This window comes from Microvirga sp. P5_D2 (assembly GCF_054049475.1).
Genome location: NZ_JBFUMH010000129.1, coordinates 1 through 15,403, shown reverse-complemented (window position 1 = coordinate 15,403; position 15,403 = coordinate 1). Strand labels below are relative to the sequence as shown.

Sequence of the window (15,403 nt, the reverse complement as noted above, 5' to 3'; positions counted from 1 at the left end):
GTGCGACGGGAGATCGGGGCCTTGAACCTCAATAGCCGGAACCTGCCCGCCATGGGCAAGGTAGAGCCATTCGTCGTCTTTCCAGATCACTCGTTGGATTGCTGTTTCCCGACCCAATGGCGAGCGTCTCGATCCGGGCAGAGGGCGACTGCAAAGATGGGTGTGGTAGACCTCGCCGGTAGATGTCTCCACATAGAAGCCGTGCCCTGCCCTCTGAAGCGGGGCATCCGGTGCATCCTTGCTCGTCAGAAGATGAGTGTTCGGGTGCAGCTCATATGGCCCGTCAATTGTTCTGGAGCGCGCCATCGTGACGGCGTGGTTATAGGACGTGCCGCCCTCAGCCACCGTGAGGTAATACCAGCCGTTTCGCTTCCACAGATGCGGCCCCTCGACCAGCCCAAGAGGGCTGCCCTTGAAGATGTTCTTGATGGGACCGACGAGGCGACGCTCTTGGGGCGAGTATTCCTGCAGGAGAATGCCATCGAAGGAGCTTCGACGCTTACGATGATCCCAAAGCATGTTGACGAACCATTTGCGCCCATCATCATCGTGAAACAGCGATGGATCAAAGCCTGACGAGTTCATATAGATCGGGTCGGACCACGGCCCGTCGATGGAAGGTGCCGTTACAAGGTAGTTGTGCGTGTCCTTGAAGTTTCCGAGGCGCCGCTTCACGTCCGTGTAGATCAGCCAGAACATGCCGTCCGCATAGCTCAGGGCCGGCGCCCATACCCCGCAGCTGTCAGGATTGCCGCGCATGTCGAGCTGGGACGCACGATCAAGCGGACGGCAGATCATGCGCCAGTTCACGAGATCGCGCGAGTGATGGATCTGGACGCCGGGATACCACTCGAAGGTCGAGGCTGCGATGTAGTAATCGTCGCCTGCCCTGCAGAAGGCGGGATCAGGATTAAACCCGCGCAGGATGGGATTTCGAATGGTCGTCATGGGGCGTTTCCTGTTCTTATGAATTTTTTACGTGAGGCAGCATCATCCGCGAGTCTTTGCCGGCGCCGAGGCAGTTGTACCTCGTTCCAGCAACTGTAATGGCAAGCGGACATCCTGGTTCTTCGGGCCTTTCTCTCCTTGGATCATCTTCAAAAGGGTGAGAGCGCCGGTGCGGCCGATCTCATGCAAAGGCTGCTGGAATGTCGTGAGTGTCGGCTCGGTGTAACTGGCAAACTCAATGCCATCGAATCCGATCACGGACACATCATCCGGCACGCGGATACCGGAGGACCTGACCGTCTTGATGAAGCCGATCGCGCTCTCGTCACAGGCTGCGAAGATTCCGGTCGGCCGTTTCTTCATGCGCAGGAATGCCTCAGCCGCACTGACGCCGGTCGAGAACATGAAAGGCCCCTCCCAGCGCACGACTTTGTCGCTGGAACCGATTGATGCGAGGCCATCAAGAAAGCCGTTGAATCGCTCCGTTTCGATGTAGGTCCCGGGGAGGCCCGAGATGTAGCCGAAGCTACGATGGCCAAGCTGCCCCAGATACTCCGCTGCTGTACGGGACGCCTCTCGATCCTGAACGATGATGTTGGGAATGACGCCACCTGGAATGGCCGAGCACATGGCCACCATGGGCAGTCCGGCATCCGCCATGCTGCGCTTGCTGTTTTGTGGAATACGTCCATTCATCAAAAGGACGCCATCCACTTGGCGTGAGAGCACGAGATCGACATAGCGCACCTCCCGCTCGGTTCGATTGTCCAGATTGGCAACAATAATTCCGTACCCGCTCTGGGTCAGCTCGTCGTCCACTCCTCGCAGGACTTGAGCGAAAACGGGATTGGTGAGCCTCGGCGCGACGACCAGCACGTTCATGGTCCGCCTTGTGCGGAGATTCCGGGCAGTGCTGTTGGGCGTGTAACCACTACTGCGCACAGCCTCCATCACCACCTTGTGCGTCTTTGGACGCACCTGATTCGGGTTCGCCAGAACGCGGCTGACGGTAGCCGTGGAAACTCCGGCGAGCTGTGCCACGTCCGCGATGCGGACCTCTTTCACTTTTTTCCAGCTCCTACGGCTCATGGAGCGCACCTTTGAGGCTTCAACACAATATCGCCCTAATCATTACGATGGAGAACCTACGTAAATTTTAGTCTTGACTTACCTTGAAGACGATTTCAACCTACATAGAACAAGATGTAATCGATTACAAAATCGTTCACAACGCTTCTGGGAGGAAGCCATGCGCCTGAAGACACGCGTTTCCGCGTATACCCTTGCTATTGCCATGCTTTCGAGCACTGGAGCCTTCGCTCAAAAGGCGGAAGTACTCCATTGGTGGACGTCGGCCGGGGAGTCCGCGTCCGTCAAAGTGTTTGCCGACCAGTACACAAAGGCTGGCGGCACTTGGGTCGACAATGCGATTGCCGGAGGCGCGAACGCCCGCGCGGCAGGGATCAACCGCATTGTCGGCGGCAATCCGCCGGCCATGATGCAGTTCAATACGGGCAAGCAGTTCGACGAACTCGTCAGCAACGACCTTGTTCGCGATGTCGAGAGCAAAGCAAAAGCTGGCAAATGGCGTGAGATCATGCCTAAGCCGATCGTCGATGCCACGGTCCGTGACGGCAAGTTCTTCGCGGTTCCGATCAATATTCACGGCCAGAACTGGATGTTCTACAATACGAAACTCTTCAAGGATGCGGGCGTCGAACCGCCGAAGACTTTCCCTGAACTCATCGCGGCCGGTGAAAAGCTCAAGGCGAGTGGCGTAATCCCGCTTGCTCTCGGCGGACAGCCCAACTGGGAGCACAACCTGTTCCGCGCTGTATTGGTCGGCAATGGCGGCGCTGATCTGTTCCGCAAGGTCTATGGTGCGCGGGATCAGAAAGCCGCAAAGAGCCCAGAGTTCAAGGAAGCGACCGAACTCTTTGGGAAGATGCGTGCGCTCGTCGACCCTGGCTCTCCGGGCCGCAACTGGAATGACGCCGCCGCACTCGTCATCACCAACAAGGCGGCCATGCACTTCAATGGCGATTGGGCCAAGGGCGAGTTCACCGCGGCAGGCCAGACGGCAGGCAAGGAATATGGCTGCAGCATCGTCGGCAAGTATCCGGGGCTCGTGATCGGCGGCGACGTGTTCGTGTTCCCCGTGACTAAGGACAAGGATCAGCTGGCGGCTCAAGACAAGCTGGCGGATGTCCTGCTCGATCCGACGACCCAGCTCGAATTCAATAAGAAGAAGGGCTCGATCCCGGCCCGCTTGGACGTGGACGTGTCATCCATGGATGTCTGCGCCCAGAAATCCGCTGCAGTGCTGAAAGACCCTACGAACCAGGTCGAGGCCATGGAACTCCTGAGCACGCCCAACTTCTCCGGCGCCATGCAGGATGCAGTCACGCAATTCTGGAACAACCCGAGCATGTCGGCTGACGCCTTTGTGGAGAAGGTCGTTTCCGCCATGCAAAGCGCCAGCTGAGACACCTTCATCCCAATGCAGTCCGGCGGAGCCCTGCTTCCGCCGGACTGGCAACCCCGAGGGAGTTTTCAGATGGCCATTGTCTCTATCCCGACCGCTGTTGCCACCTCCGAGCGCCCTGTCAAAAGCCGCCGCATCAACAGAGCGCGACTGCCGGCGGCCCTGGCACTGCTCCCAACGGCGCTTATTGTGCTGGTCGTCTATATCGGCTGCATGCTGTGGACGGTGCGGCTCTCATTCACGAGTTCGACGCTGCTTCCCAAGCTCGATTGGGTCGGCTTTGCACAGTACAGCCGCCTTTTCATGAATGACCGCTTCCTGGTCTCTGCCGAAAACATCCTGATCTTCGGTGTTCTTTTCATCTCGGGATGCCTCATTATCGGCTTCCTGCTCGCCGTCTTCATCGATCAGAACGTCCGCGCCGAGGGCGTCTTCCGCACGATCTTCCTCTATCCATATGCCATGTCCTTCGTGGTCACCGGCGTCGCCTGGCAATGGTTTCTCAATCCCGGCCTTGGCCTCCAAAAGCTCGTGCGGGACATAGGCTTCGAGAGCTTCACCTTCGACTGGCTCGTGAACCAGCAGATGGCGATCTACACCATCGTCATCGCAGGCTTGTGGCACGGGTCCGGACTGACCATGGCCATTCTGCTCGCAGGCCTGCGAGGCGTGGACTCGGAGCTGTGGAAGGCCGCGCGCATCGACGGCATCCCCACCTGGCGCGTCTACCTGTCCATCGTTCTCCCGCTGCTTCGCCCCATGGTCGTGACCGCGACCGTGCTGCTCGCGACCGGCGTCGTGAAGCTCTATGACCTCGTGGTTGCCATGACCCTCGGCGGCCCCGGCATTGCAACGGAAGTGCCGGCAAAGTTCGTGATGGATCACCTGTTCGAGCGCAACAACATCGCCCTCGGAACGGCGGCCGCCACCGTCATGCTGATCACGGTCGTGGCGATCCTCGCCCCATGGGTCTATGCCAAATATGTCCGCTCCCAAGGGAGGCCCGCATGACCACCGTCGTCCCACAGGGCCGCCGCCCACGGCGCCTCACCATCGGCCGCATCGGCATCTATGCCTTCCTGATCACGGCTGCCCTGTTCTTCATGCTGCCGCTCTGGATCATGCTCGTCACATCGCTCAAGCCCATGGACGAGATCCGGCTCGGGAACATCCTCGCATTGCCTGCCAACCTCACGTTCGAGGCATGGACCAAGGCTTGGTCGTCCGCCTGTACGGGGCTTGAATGCAACGGCATCAGCGTCGGCTTCTGGAACTCGGTTCGCATTCTAATTCCATCCGTTATCCTGTCGATCACCGCCGGCGCCATCAACGGCTATGCCCTCTCCCTCTGGAGAGTTCGGGGGGCAAACCTGATGTTCGGCGTCCTGCTGCTCGGCGCGTTCATCCCCTACCAGGTTTTCCTCTATCCCCTGGTGCGCATCTTCTCCACGACGGGAATTTACAACTCGCTCCTCTGCATCATCGTGGTTCACGTGATCTTCGGCCTGCCGACGATGACCCTCCTGTTCCGCAACTACTATGCGGGCCTGCCTATCGAACTGTTCAAGGCAGCCCGCATCGATGGTGGCGGTTTCTGGACGATCTTCTTCCGGGTGATGCTGCCCATGTCGACACCGATCATCGTCGTCGCAGCGATCCTTCAGGTCACCGGCATCTGGAACGACTTCATCTTCGGCCTGACCTTTGCCGGCCGGGAGAACCTGCCCATGACGGTACAGCTCAACAACATCGTTCACTCGACCCAGGGTGAGCGCGCCTACAACGTCGACATGGCCGCAACCATGCTCGCAGCGCTCGTTCCTCTCGTCGTCTATTTCGTTTCGGGACGCTGGTTCGTCCGCGGCATTGCCGCAGGTGCAGTGAAAGGGTAAGCATGTCCACCGTTTCCGTTCGCGATATCACCGTCGCCTTCGAGGCAGTACGCGTCTTCAACGGCCTTTCCCTCGACTTCGAGGCCGGAGAGTTCATCGTCTTGCTCGGCCCTTCAGGCTGCGGAAAGTCGACTCTGCTCAACGCCATCGCCGGGCTTCTCGACATCTCCGAGGGGCAGATCTGGATCGGGGGACAGAACGTCACCTGGGAGGAGCCGAAGGATCGCGGCATCGCCATGGTCTTCCAATCCTACGCGCTCTACCCGCGCATGAGCGTGCGCGAGAACATGTCGTTCGGGCTCAAGATGGCGAAGACCCCCAAGCCCGAGATCGAAAAGCGGGTCAAGCAGGCGGCGGAGCTCCTGCAGATCACCCACCTTCTCGACCGGCGCCCCGATCAATTGTCGGGAGGCCAGCGCCAGCGTGTGGCCATTGGCCGGGCGCTCGTTCGCGATGCGGCGGTGTTCCTGTTCGACGAGCCGCTATCCAATCTCGATGCGCAGCTCAGGAACGAGCTACGCGTCGAGATCAAGCGGCTGCATGCCAGGCTCGGCAAGACGACGATGATCTACGTGACACACGATCAGATCGAGGCCATGACATTGGCCGACCGGATCGTGGTCATGAAGGATCAGATGATCCAGCAGGTCGGCAGCCCGGCTGAGATCTATCATCGCCCTGCCAACACGTTCGTCGCCGGGTTCGTCGGCTCACCGCAGATGAACTTCATCAAGGGCAGGCTCGAGGATACCGGCAGCGGGCCGATTTTCGTGTCGGGCCAGCGCCGCCTGCCGCTCCACGGCTATACGTTCACGGGCAGCCCCTCCCCTGGTCGGGAGGTGGTTCTCGGTGTGCGGCCGGAGCATCTGAAGATCGTCGAACTCGGTGCTTGGCCGGGGTTCAGCGTCGATATCATCGAGCCCATGGGAGCCGACACCGTGATCTGGTGCAGGGATCATGAAGGAGCCCTTCAGGTCCGCACCAGCGGAGATATCAGGCTTTCGCCCGGCGACCAGCTCAATCTCGGGATCGATGCCGCGCAGGCTTCCCTCTTCGAAGCCGAGAGCGGCCAGCGCCTCTGAATGCAAGCGTATTCACTTTCCAAACTTTGAGGACTTCATGAGCGTCACAGATTGCCTTTCAATTCAGCTTTACACCCTGCGCTCGATGGAAGACCTCGACCGCATTCTCGATACCGTAGCGCAAGCCGGATACCGCTATGTGGAAACCGTCAACTCGCATCTCGATGATGCCCAAGGCGTGCGTTCCAAACTGGAGGCGCGGGGCCTGAAGGCATCCTCGAGCCATGTCAGTCTGGCGGCGTTGCGGGAAAAGCCCAATGCGATCATCGAGGCCTGCCAGGTTCTCGGCCTCACGGATCTCTACATGCCCGCCGTTCCTCCTGAGCAGCGCGACATGGCAGCCGATGGGTGGCGCTCGCTCGGGCAGGAGCTCGGAGGGATGGCTGAGCGCTTTCAAGAGGATGGTATCCGTCTCGGTTATCACAACCATCATTGGGAGATGATACCGAAAGACGGCGCCAAGACGGCGCTGGAGCTCATCTTCGAGGAGGCGGAAGGAAGCCCCCTCGCCTGGGAGGTCGATGTGGCATGGCTCGTACGCGGCAATGTCGATCCGAAGGCATGGATCGATCGCTACCGCAGCAAGATCACGGCGGCTCACGTCAAGGACATTGCCCCCGCAGGACAGAACGAAGACCAGGACGGCTGGGCGGATGTCGGCTCCGGCGTGTTGGACTGGCGCAGCCTGTGGCGGACCTGTCGCGAAGCAGGCGCCAAGTGGATGGTCGTGGAACACGACAAGCCTGCCGATCCTGCCAAGACAGCCCGTGCAAGCTTCGACTTCCTGCGCAATATCGAGGGATAAGAACCATGAAAACCCTGAATGTCGGCATCATCGGATGCGGCAACATCTCGGGCATCTATCTTCAGAACATCCCGGCCTATCGGGGACTGACGCTGCGCGCCTGCGCCGATGTGAGGCCTGAGATCGCGCAGGCCCAGGCCAGCCGCCACGGGATCGAAGCCCTCTCGGTCGATCAGCTTCTGGCCCGCGAGGATATCGATCTCGTCGTGAACCTCACGATCCCCAGCGCCCATTTCGGTGTGTCTCTCGCAGCACTCAGCGCAGGCAAGCACGTCTTCTCGGAAAAGCCCCTTGCGGTGGATTTCGAGCAGGGCCGCAAGCTAGTCGATGAGGCCGAAGCGCGAGGCCTGCTGCTGGGCTGCGCGCCGGACACATTCCTCGGAGCCGGAGGACGCTTAGCCCGCCAACTTGTAGATGATGGAGCTGTCGGGCGCATCCTTTCGGGATCTGCCTTCCTTATGTCTCACGGCATGGAACACTGGCATCCCGATCCGGAGTTCTTCTTCAAGCCGGGCGGCGGCCCCATTCTCGATATGGCGCCCTATTATCTGAGCACCCTAGTCAACCTCATCGGCCCGGTGCAGCGCGTGTTCTCCATGTCGAGCATCGGCTTCCCCGAGCGCATCGTGACTGCGGAGTCTCCTAAGAATGGTCAGCGGATCACCGTGGAGACGCCCACGAATGTCATGGCGCTTCTAGAATTCGCCTCTGGAGCCCAGGTCACCTTCTGCATGAGCTGGGATGTCTGGAAGCACGGCCATCCAGCGATCGAGCTCTACGGGACCGAAGGCTCCCTGCGCGTGCCGGATCCGAACTTCTTTGGCGGCCATGTCGAGATGACCGAGTGTGGCGGGGACTGGCAGCCGAAGGATTCAAGCGACATGCCACTCGGTGCGCCGAACTGGCGCTCGCCGAACTGGGCGCCCGAGATGCCGTCACGCGCCAACTACCGCGCGCTCGGCCTCGCCGATCTCGCCAGCGCCGTGATCAACGGCACGCCTCACCGCTCGACGGGACGACTGGCCCTTCATGTCCTTGAGGTCATGCACAGCATCCTGAAAGGTGCTGCCACCGGACAAGCAATGCCGATCACGACCATGCTTGACCGTCCAGCGGCCCTCTCGGACCAGGAGGCGGCCATACTCTGGCAAGGCCCACCTCAGACGGCGACGGCGGCCTGAAGTATCAAAACCCTAACAAATCTCTTAGGGTTGATTACACCGAACTTTCGGTGGTTTCAGGTCCCCGCAACCAACACACAAAGCCCCGCGGTGAAAACCGGACGGGGGCTTTGTGTTGTTCAGAGAGTGCCACAGCGACGGATGTCCCGCACAGCGGGAGCTATGAGGCTTCTGAAGTGTGGGACTACAACATCCCTTTTGAGGTAGTGAACCGCGTTGAGCAGGGTAGACGCAAGCTTGACTAGCCAGAAGAGCTATCAACAAAGCGTTCAGGTCTGAAGGCCCGCAATGTTGCCAGGCTGGAATTGCAACCTGGAGCTTAGCCCTAACCGATCCACGAGGGCGCGATAACTCAGGTTGCAACTCCACCTTTTGGGAGCGTACCCGGCCGACAATAGCGCCTACGCAGTACTTCAGGTTCTGAAGCAGGAATGGGTACGCCGCCATCGACGAAAGTCTTGTCTGTTTTCTCAATACGAAGATATTGACTAGAAAAATTTTCCGAAAGATAAAAATCTTACGGGGAAATGGGCAATGCGTGAAAAATTTAACCTCGCAGATCGGCGGCTGGCCAAGCTGCTGTCTCGCGAAGGGAGGGAGGGTGTGAACGATCTGGCTGCGCAGCTTAATCTCAGCGCGCCAACCGTCCGCTCACGCCTTAAAACCCTGATCGAACGCAATCTTCTGAAGATCGTTGGCGTGCTCAACGTCGCCGAGCGGCCGGAACTGATCATCGCGATTATTGGCATCCATGCCAATGGACATGGCAGGCTGGATGAGATTGCCAAGCGCATGGCTGAACTACCCTTTGTAACCTCCGTCAGTATCGTGACCGGACGTTATGATCTGATCGCCGAAGTGCTGTTCGAAGGCGATATGGAGGATCTCTATCATGTCACCAGCACCCTGCTGCCGGGTCTTGCCGAGCCGGGGGTGATCCAGGGCAGCGAAACCTTCGTGGTGATGAAGTCCCACAACAAGTGGGCGAGCCTGCCGAAAGGCGTTTGGGATGAGAATTCCGGCGATGCCCCTGGGGCTGTCGGATCAGGCCGCGAGTGACGGTCGGCCCCAAGAAAAACCGTCCGCCGGAAAACACCGGCACCACATAACCAAGGGAGTGAAGAGATGAAAAAGATCAGTGCCTTCATCATGACAGCGGCTCTGGCCGTCCTGGGCCAGGCCGCGAGTTCGGCGAAAGTCGAGGCGGGAACGCTGGACGAAATCCTCAAGCGCGGCGAACTGCGCGTGGCCGTGCAAACCCAGGGCCCTCCCTTCTCGTTCATGGACAAGAACGGTGCCCGCGCGGGCTCTGCGGTCGAACTCGCGAAGTTGATGGCCGACAAAATGGGCGTCAAGGTCGTGTATCTCGACTTCGACTGGGATGGCCTGTTGCCGGCCCTGATGTCGGGCAAGGCGGATATCCTGGCCGCTGACATGACTCCGACGCTGACGCGCGCAACGAAGGTCGCCTTCACCAAGCCGTTCATGTATGTCAGCGCAGTCGCCTTCGCCAAGGGCGGCGGCGCGTTCAAATCGCTCGAAGATTGCAAGAAGCCCGGTGCTACCATTGCCGTTTTGTTGGGCTCCTCGGGCGAAAAGCTCGCGCCGACCGTGTTCCCGCAAGGCAAGGTCAAGTCCTTCAAGGGAGGCGGCACGCTGCTGCTGGATGCAGTGGCGAGCGGCCAGGCCGATTGTGGGCTGAACGACAATTCGGCCGTTGCGGCACAGGCTGCCGCCTATGATCCGGGCACGATCACCATCTTCCCGGAACTGCTGACGAAAGAGCCACTGGCCTATGCCGTGCGTTTTGACTCGCTGGACCTGCTGACCTGGGCCAACCTGTTCATCGACACCACCACGCTCGACGGTAGCCTGCAGGCGAACATCGATTACTGGGTGACTTCGGCGAAGTGGAAGGCCGAGCACTAAGATTCGAAGGCTCCGCGGGACTCACCCGCGGAGCCGTTTCCGAGATGTCACAACCCTGCGGAACACCATGCTGGGATCATTGAACACGCGCGTGATGCTGGAATACCTGCCCGATATCTGGCAGGGTTTCCTGTCCACGCTGATGTTGTCGGCTGCGGGATTCACAGGCGCGTTGACGCTGGGAATCTTTGCTTGCGCATTGAGCATTCAGCCTCTGCGCTGGCTTCGGCTGCCTGCCACCGTTTATATCGATGCGGTCCGCGCGACGCCGCTTCTCGCGCAACTTTACTTCCTGTATTTCGGCCTTCCAAGACTGGGGGTCGTGCTGCCCGAGGTGCTCATCGGCATCATCGTCCTGTCGCTGAATTCAGGCGCCTATGTGGCTGAGATCATACGCTCGGGGATCCTGTCTATCTCGCGGGGTCAGGTCGAAGCGGCGATCAGTTCGGGCATGACCTACATGCAGCGCATGCGGCTGATCATCCTGCCTCAGGCGCTGCGCCCTACGATATCGCCGCTCATCGGGCAGGCAATCGTGCTGGTCAAGGACAGCTCGCTCCTGTCGCTGATTTCCGTGGTGGAACTGACGCGGGCCGGTCAGATGATTGCCATTGACCGCTTCATGCCGATCGAGGGACTCGTCGCCACCGCATTGGCTTATCTGCTGCTGTATTATCTGCTCAAACTTCTCGCAGGCATCTGGTCGCACCAGAACCGTCTGCCGGGCCGAGCCTGAGGAGACGCGCATGTTTTGGCTGCAACTTGGCCGCGTCATCGGTTACTGGCCCGTGCTGCTCAAGGGCATCGGCATGACGCTGGCTCTCTCGGTGCTTTCGCTGCTGATCGGCGTCGTCGTGGGCTTCGCCTTCGGCATCCTGCGCGCAGGACCGAACCGGACGCTATCTCGCGCGATCGGGCTTTACGTCGATTTCTTCCGCGGCACGCCCTTCCTTGTGCAGATTTTCATCGTCTTCTTCATCCTGCCGGAGATCGGGATCGAGCTGTCCGCCTTCACGGCCGGGGTGGTGGCCCTGTCGAACATTGCCGCCTGCTTCATCGGCGAGATCGTTGCCGCAGGTATTCAGTCGGTTCCCACCGGCCAGACCGAAGCAGCCGCGGCTTCCGGCTTCACGCGCTCGCAGCAGATGCGGCTGATCGTGCTGCCGCAGGCTGTGCGAGTGGTGACACCTTCGCTGGTGGGACAGTTCGTGCTCCTCATCAAGGACAGCTCAGTTGTCTCGGCGATCGGGCTTCTGGACCTGACGCGCTCCGGATGGATGATCGTGCAGAACGTTCCGAACGGGCTGCTGGTCTTCGGCATCGTCGGCATCGGCTACTTCGTCATCTGCTACCCGCTGATCTGGCTGTCGCGCCGCATGGAGCGGCGCGGCCAGGCTCCCATCCTGTAACCCGGCAGCCGCCTCGCCGCCGGCCAAGGAAACACCATGATCGAATTCACCAATCTCAACAAATGGTTCAGCTCGCTGCATGTGCTGAATGACATCAACCTCACCGTCACAAAAGGTGAAGTGGTCGTGGTCTGCGGTCCATCCGGTTCGGGAAAGAGCACGCTCATCCGCTGTGTCAATGGGCTGGAGCCGTTCCAGAAGGGAAGGCTCGTCGTTGACGGCTTCGATCTCGGCAGCAGCTCCGTGCGGCTGCGGGAGCTGCGGATGGAAGTCGGCTTCGTCTTCCAAAGCTTCAACCTCTACCCTCACAAAACCGCTCTGGAAAACGTGACGCTCGCGCCGATCCATGTGCGTGGCCTGTCGAAAGCCGAAGCCGATGATCGCGGCCGCGCCCTGCTTGAAAAGGTCGGTTTGGCCGACCGGATGCAGAACTATCCGCACCAGCTCTCCGGCGGCCAGCAGCAGCGGGTGGCCATCGCCCGCTCGTTGTGCATGCAGCCGAAGATCATGCTGTTCGACGAGCCCACCTCCGCTCTCGACCCCGAAATGATCAACGAAGTGCTCGACGTGATGGTCAGCCTGGCCCGCGAGGGAATGACGATGATGGTGGTCACGCACGAGATGGGTTTCGCTCGCAAAGTGGCCGACCAGGTAATCTTCATGGATCTCGGTGCTATCGTCGAGACTGCGGATCCGGAGAGCTTCTTCACCAACCCGCAAAGCGAACGCTCGCGCGACTTCCTGAGCAAGGTGCTGCACCACTGACCGCCGACGCCTCTGGTTGAAGCGGCATCTCTGAACGGATGGTTTACTTGGAACAGCACTCGACAGATCGAGGCGGCGTTTCTGTCGCCATTATCGGCGCCGGCATCGTCGGCTGCGCCACGGCTCTGGCTCTGGCGGCGGAAGGTCACCAGGTCACGGTTTTCGATCCGGATGCTCCCGGTGCCGGCACCTCGTCGGGCAATGCCGGCGCCATCGTGACCGGCTCGGTGACGCCGACCGCCACGCCCGCCGTGCTGAAGGCGCTGCCATCCTATCTCCTCGACAGAAACTCGCCCGCCGTGCTGCGCTTGCGGCATGCGCCCAAGGTCCTGCCCTGGCTCCTGCGCTTCATTCGCGCCGGGACGCCCGCCGAGGTGGATCGCATCGCCGCCGCTCTCAGCCCCCTCGCCTCGCGCTCACTCGATGCCCACCGTACCCTGGCTGCGCTTGCTGGGGCCGAGGGCCTTATCACCCAAGAAGGTTGGCTCAAGGTCTATGCGAACGAGACCGAATTTGCCGGCTCGGCTCCCGACCGCCGGCTGATGGATCGGCACGGGGTGAACTACCGGATTCTTAACCGGAAGGAAGTCACCGACCTCGAGCCCAATCTTGATCCTGCGCTCTGCACCATCGGCTTCCATCAGCACGAAAGCGGTTTCGTTCGCTTTCCGCGGGGATTGGCCCAGGCCTATTTCGATGCAGCCGCCCGCCGCGGCGCGCTGCATCTGCGCCAGAAGGTGCGCGGCGTCGCCCGCCGCCCTGGAGGTGTCACCATTCATGCGGAAGGCGGTGCAAAGGACTTTGACCGGCTCGTGATCTGCGCGGGAGCCTGGTCGGCTCTCCTGGCTCGTGAGCTCGGCGATCGGGTCAGCCTCGATACAGAGCGCGGCTATCACATCGGCTTCGGCTCCAGCACCGCATCGCTGATGCGCGGCCCGGTGGTCTTCCCTGCGCTGTCGATGGTTCTTTCCCCCATGCACGATGGCATCCGGCTGGTCAGCGGCGATGAACTCGCCGGGCTGAGCGCACCGCCGGACTACCGCCGGATCCGGGCGCTGGTCCCGCAGGCCCACCGTGCCCTGCCGGCTCTGCGCGACGTTGCCCCCGCAACCGAATGGATGGGGTTTCGCCCCTCTACCCCGGACTCGCTGCCCGTGATTGGACCATCTGCCCATGGCGGCGAGGTGATCCACGCCTACGGCCATGGTCACCTCGGCCTGACGCTTTCCGCCATCACGGCCCGCATGGTGGCCGACACCATCGCCGGACGCCCGGCCGCCTTCGATCCCACGCCCTACCTTGCCGCACGGTTCTGAGATGACGGGTTTTCCGATTACGCTTGCTACGCCTCCCACTTTCACGGGTCCTCTGCCCGAGGCCGTCGACGTCGCCGTGATCGGGGGCGGTATCATCGGGCTCATGGGCGCCTGGGCGCTCGCCGCAGAGGGCAAGCGAGTGCTGCTATGCGAAAAAGGCCGCCTCGCAGGCGAGCAATCGGGCCGCAACTGGGGTTGGATCCGCCAGCAGGGCCGCGACATCGCGGAAGTGCCGATCATGATGGAGGCGATCCGCCTCTGGACCGACCTCCCAAGCGCCCTGCGGGCCGCCATCGGTTTTCGCCAGCAGGGGATCACCTATTTCGCCCGCACCGAGGCGCGCATGGACGCCTTCGCCCGTTGGCTCGACCTCGCCCGCCCCCATGGCGTCGATACCCGCCTGCTGTCGCGTCGCGAGACCGAGGCCTTCCTGCCCAACGCTGCCGGATGGGTCGGAGCGCTGCACACCCCGTCGGACGCCATGGCCGAGCCCTTCGTTACTGTGCCTGTCCTCGCCCGCGCAGCGGCGGAGGCCGGCGTGATCATCCGCGAGGGCTGCGCCGTGCGCGGGATCGAGACCTCGGCAGGCCGCCTCTCTGCCGTCGTGACTGAGGCTGGCACCGTGCGCTGCGCGCAGGCCGTTCTCGCTGGGGGCGCCTGGTCGGCGCTGTTCCTGCGCGCCCATGGCATGGCGCTGCCCCAGCTTTCGGTTGTCTCCAGTGTATCGGCTACCACCGCCCTGCCCGAGTTTTTCCCGGGCGCTGCCTGTGACGACCGGTTCGCCATCCGCCGCCGGGCCGATGGCGGCTATACACTGACGCCGTGGTCGTTCCATGAATTCTTCATCGGACCGGACGCCTTTCGGAACCTGCGGGCTTTCCTGCCGCAGATCCGCGCCGATCTGTCGAGCACGCATTTCCGGCCTGCCTCACCCAAGGGCTATCCAGATGCCTGGGGCACTCCACGCCGCTGGAGCGCTGCCGAAGAAACCCCGTTCGAACGGTGCCGCATTCTGAACCCGCGCCCCAACGCCGCTGAACTCGCTCGCCTGCAATCCCATTTCGAAGCCGCCTTTCCGAACACCGGCGCGCCGACCATCGCCGCAACCTGGGCCGGCATGATCGACGTATTGCCCGATGCCCTGCCGGTGGTCGATCACACGCCCCTGCCCGGCCTGATCCTCGCGACCGGAATGAGCGGGCACGGCTTCGGCATCGCCCCTGGCATAGGCAAAGTCATAGCCGACCTCGCGCTCGGCCGCACCCCGCGCCAGGATCTGACAGCCTTCCGGTATGGGCGTTTCAATGAAGGGAAAGGCTTGGCGAAAAGCAGTGCTCTTTGAGGGCAGCTCTGTACGCGACCGAGCTAAGGGTGCTTGAGGCCTTGAGCCTGTTCTCTTTCCGAGTTGGTTCATTCGGCTAACACAAACCCGACAAAGAAAGGTTCGGTCGCAATCCGATTGTGTGCGTCAAGTTCTGCAAAGCGGGGCGGCCGGTCAGGCTGGCTAAGCGGCTTCGCGAAGAGTGCTTTTCTTGTGCTCCTTGAGATCCTCCATGTTGAGGTAGCGGTGGGCTTCCAGCCAGTTCTCGTG

Annotated in this window: 15 protein-coding genes; 13 read left to right on the top strand and 2 right to left on the bottom strand. The window is 61.2% G+C overall.

Annotated features, from left to right (window positions below):
* Both ACXJKO_RS23440 and ACXJKO_RS23435 read right to left on the bottom strand, forming a co-directional pair.
* On the bottom strand, nucleotides 1-948 hold a 948-nt coding region (locus ACXJKO_RS23440), incomplete at its 3' end, for a glycoside hydrolase family 43 protein (protein WP_457093486.1).
* A gap of 42 nt (nucleotides 949-990) precedes the next feature.
* Nucleotides 991-2,013 carry a LacI family DNA-binding transcriptional regulator gene (locus ACXJKO_RS23435; RefSeq protein ID WP_457093485.1) on the bottom strand — a complete coding sequence of 341 codons (1,023 nt, stop codon included), beginning with the start codon at nucleotides 2,011-2,013 and terminating at the stop codon, nucleotides 991-993.
* A 184-nt stretch (nucleotides 2,014-2,197) separates the two neighbouring features.
* Here ACXJKO_RS23435 and ACXJKO_RS23430 point away from each other — a divergent pair, with 184 nt between their 5' ends.
* From ACXJKO_RS23430 to ACXJKO_RS23370, 13 genes are all read left to right on the top strand, one after another.
* Nucleotides 2,198-3,433: an ABC transporter substrate-binding protein gene (locus ACXJKO_RS23430; RefSeq protein ID WP_457093484.1), complete on the top strand. Its 1,236-nt coding sequence runs from the start codon at nucleotides 2,198-2,200 to the stop codon at nucleotides 3,431-3,433.
* A 72-nt stretch (nucleotides 3,434-3,505) separates the two neighbouring features.
* On the top strand, nucleotides 3,506-4,444 hold the full coding sequence (locus tag ACXJKO_RS23425) for a carbohydrate ABC transporter permease (RefSeq protein ID WP_457093483.1): 939 nt from the start codon (nucleotides 3,506-3,508) through the stop codon (nucleotides 4,442-4,444).
* A complete protein-coding gene (locus ACXJKO_RS23420; protein WP_457093482.1) occupies nucleotides 4,441-5,325 on the top strand; it encodes a carbohydrate ABC transporter permease in 885 nt (294 codons plus the stop codon). The genes ACXJKO_RS23425 and ACXJKO_RS23420 overlap by 4 nt, the downstream gene beginning before the upstream one ends.
* Nucleotides 5,326-5,327: 2 nt before the next feature.
* On the top strand, nucleotides 5,328-6,407 hold the full coding sequence (locus ACXJKO_RS23415) for an ABC transporter ATP-binding protein (protein WP_457093481.1): 1,080 nt from the start codon (nucleotides 5,328-5,330) through the stop codon (nucleotides 6,405-6,407).
* A 37-nt stretch (nucleotides 6,408-6,444) separates the two neighbouring features.
* Entirely contained in the window at nucleotides 6,445-7,212 is a 768-nt protein-coding gene (locus ACXJKO_RS23410) for a sugar phosphate isomerase/epimerase family protein (protein WP_457093480.1), read from the top strand.
* Between the two features lie 5 nt (nucleotides 7,213-7,217).
* Complete coding sequence (locus ACXJKO_RS23405; protein ID WP_457093479.1) at nucleotides 7,218-8,393, top strand: Gfo/Idh/MocA family protein; 1,176 nt, start codon at nucleotides 7,218-7,220, stop codon at nucleotides 8,391-8,393.
* A gap of 534 nt (nucleotides 8,394-8,927) precedes the next feature.
* Entirely contained in the window at nucleotides 8,928-9,452 is a 525-nt protein-coding gene (locus ACXJKO_RS23400; protein ID WP_457093478.1) for an Lrp/AsnC family transcriptional regulator, read from the top strand.
* A 66-nt stretch (nucleotides 9,453-9,518) separates the two neighbouring features.
* On the top strand, nucleotides 9,519-10,322 hold the full coding sequence (locus ACXJKO_RS23395; protein ID WP_457093477.1) for an ABC transporter substrate-binding protein: 804 nt from the start codon (nucleotides 9,519-9,521) through the stop codon (nucleotides 10,320-10,322).
* Between the two features lie 67 nt (nucleotides 10,323-10,389).
* Entirely contained in the window at nucleotides 10,390-11,058 is a 669-nt protein-coding gene (locus tag ACXJKO_RS23390; protein WP_457093476.1) for an amino acid ABC transporter permease, read from the top strand.
* A 10-nt stretch (nucleotides 11,059-11,068) separates the two neighbouring features.
* On the top strand, nucleotides 11,069-11,731 hold the full coding sequence (locus ACXJKO_RS23385; RefSeq protein ID WP_457093475.1) for an amino acid ABC transporter permease: 663 nt from the start codon (nucleotides 11,069-11,071) through the stop codon (nucleotides 11,729-11,731).
* A 36-nt stretch (nucleotides 11,732-11,767) separates the two neighbouring features.
* Entirely contained in the window at nucleotides 11,768-12,496 is a 729-nt protein-coding gene (locus tag ACXJKO_RS23380) for an amino acid ABC transporter ATP-binding protein (RefSeq protein ID WP_457093474.1), read from the top strand.
* Nucleotides 12,497-12,543: 47 nt separating this feature from the next.
* The gene (locus ACXJKO_RS23375) at nucleotides 12,544-13,812 is read left to right on the top strand and encodes an FAD-binding oxidoreductase (protein ID WP_457093473.1); all 1,269 of its coding nucleotides are present in this window, start codon (nucleotides 12,544-12,546) and stop codon (nucleotides 13,810-13,812) included.
* A 1-nt stretch (nucleotide 13,813) separates the two neighbouring features.
* Nucleotides 13,814-15,154 carry an NAD(P)/FAD-dependent oxidoreductase gene (locus ACXJKO_RS23370; RefSeq protein WP_457093472.1) on the top strand — a complete coding sequence of 447 codons (1,341 nt, stop codon included), beginning with the start codon at nucleotides 13,814-13,816 and terminating at the stop codon, nucleotides 15,152-15,154.
* Nucleotides 15,155-15,403: the final 249 nt, after the last annotated feature.

Excerpts from the sequence above, each read along its gene's own strand:
- ACXJKO_RS23430 (WP_457093484.1), top strand. The coding sequence starts at position 2,198 with ATGCGCCTGAAGACACGCGTTTCCGCGTATACCCTTGCTATTGCCATG.
- ACXJKO_RS23425 (WP_457093483.1), top strand. The coding sequence starts at position 3,506 with ATGGCCATTGTCTCTATCCCGACCGCTGTTGCCACCTCCGAGCGCCCT.
- ACXJKO_RS23415 (WP_457093481.1), top strand. The coding sequence starts at position 5,328 with ATGTCCACCGTTTCCGTTCGCGATATCACCGTCGCCTTCGAGGCAGTA.
- ACXJKO_RS23420 (WP_457093482.1), top strand. The coding sequence starts at position 4,441 with ATGACCACCGTCGTCCCACAGGGCCGCCGCCCACGGCGCCTCACCATC.
- ACXJKO_RS23380 (WP_457093474.1), top strand. The coding sequence starts at position 11,768 with ATGATCGAATTCACCAATCTCAACAAATGGTTCAGCTCGCTGCATGTG.
- ACXJKO_RS23390 (WP_457093476.1), top strand. The coding sequence starts at position 10,390 with ATGCTGGGATCATTGAACACGCGCGTGATGCTGGAATACCTGCCCGAT.
- ACXJKO_RS23400 (WP_457093478.1), top strand. The coding sequence starts at position 8,928 with ATGCGTGAAAAATTTAACCTCGCAGATCGGCGGCTGGCCAAGCTGCTG.
- ACXJKO_RS23395 (WP_457093477.1), top strand. The coding sequence starts at position 9,519 with ATGAAAAAGATCAGTGCCTTCATCATGACAGCGGCTCTGGCCGTCCTG.
- ACXJKO_RS23385 (WP_457093475.1), top strand. The coding sequence starts at position 11,069 with ATGTTTTGGCTGCAACTTGGCCGCGTCATCGGTTACTGGCCCGTGCTG.
- ACXJKO_RS23410 (WP_457093480.1), top strand. The coding sequence starts at position 6,445 with ATGAGCGTCACAGATTGCCTTTCAATTCAGCTTTACACCCTGCGCTCG.
- ACXJKO_RS23370 (WP_457093472.1), top strand. The coding sequence starts at position 13,814 with ATGACGGGTTTTCCGATTACGCTTGCTACGCCTCCCACTTTCACGGGT.
- ACXJKO_RS23405 (WP_457093479.1), top strand. The coding sequence starts at position 7,218 with ATGAAAACCCTGAATGTCGGCATCATCGGATGCGGCAACATCTCGGGC.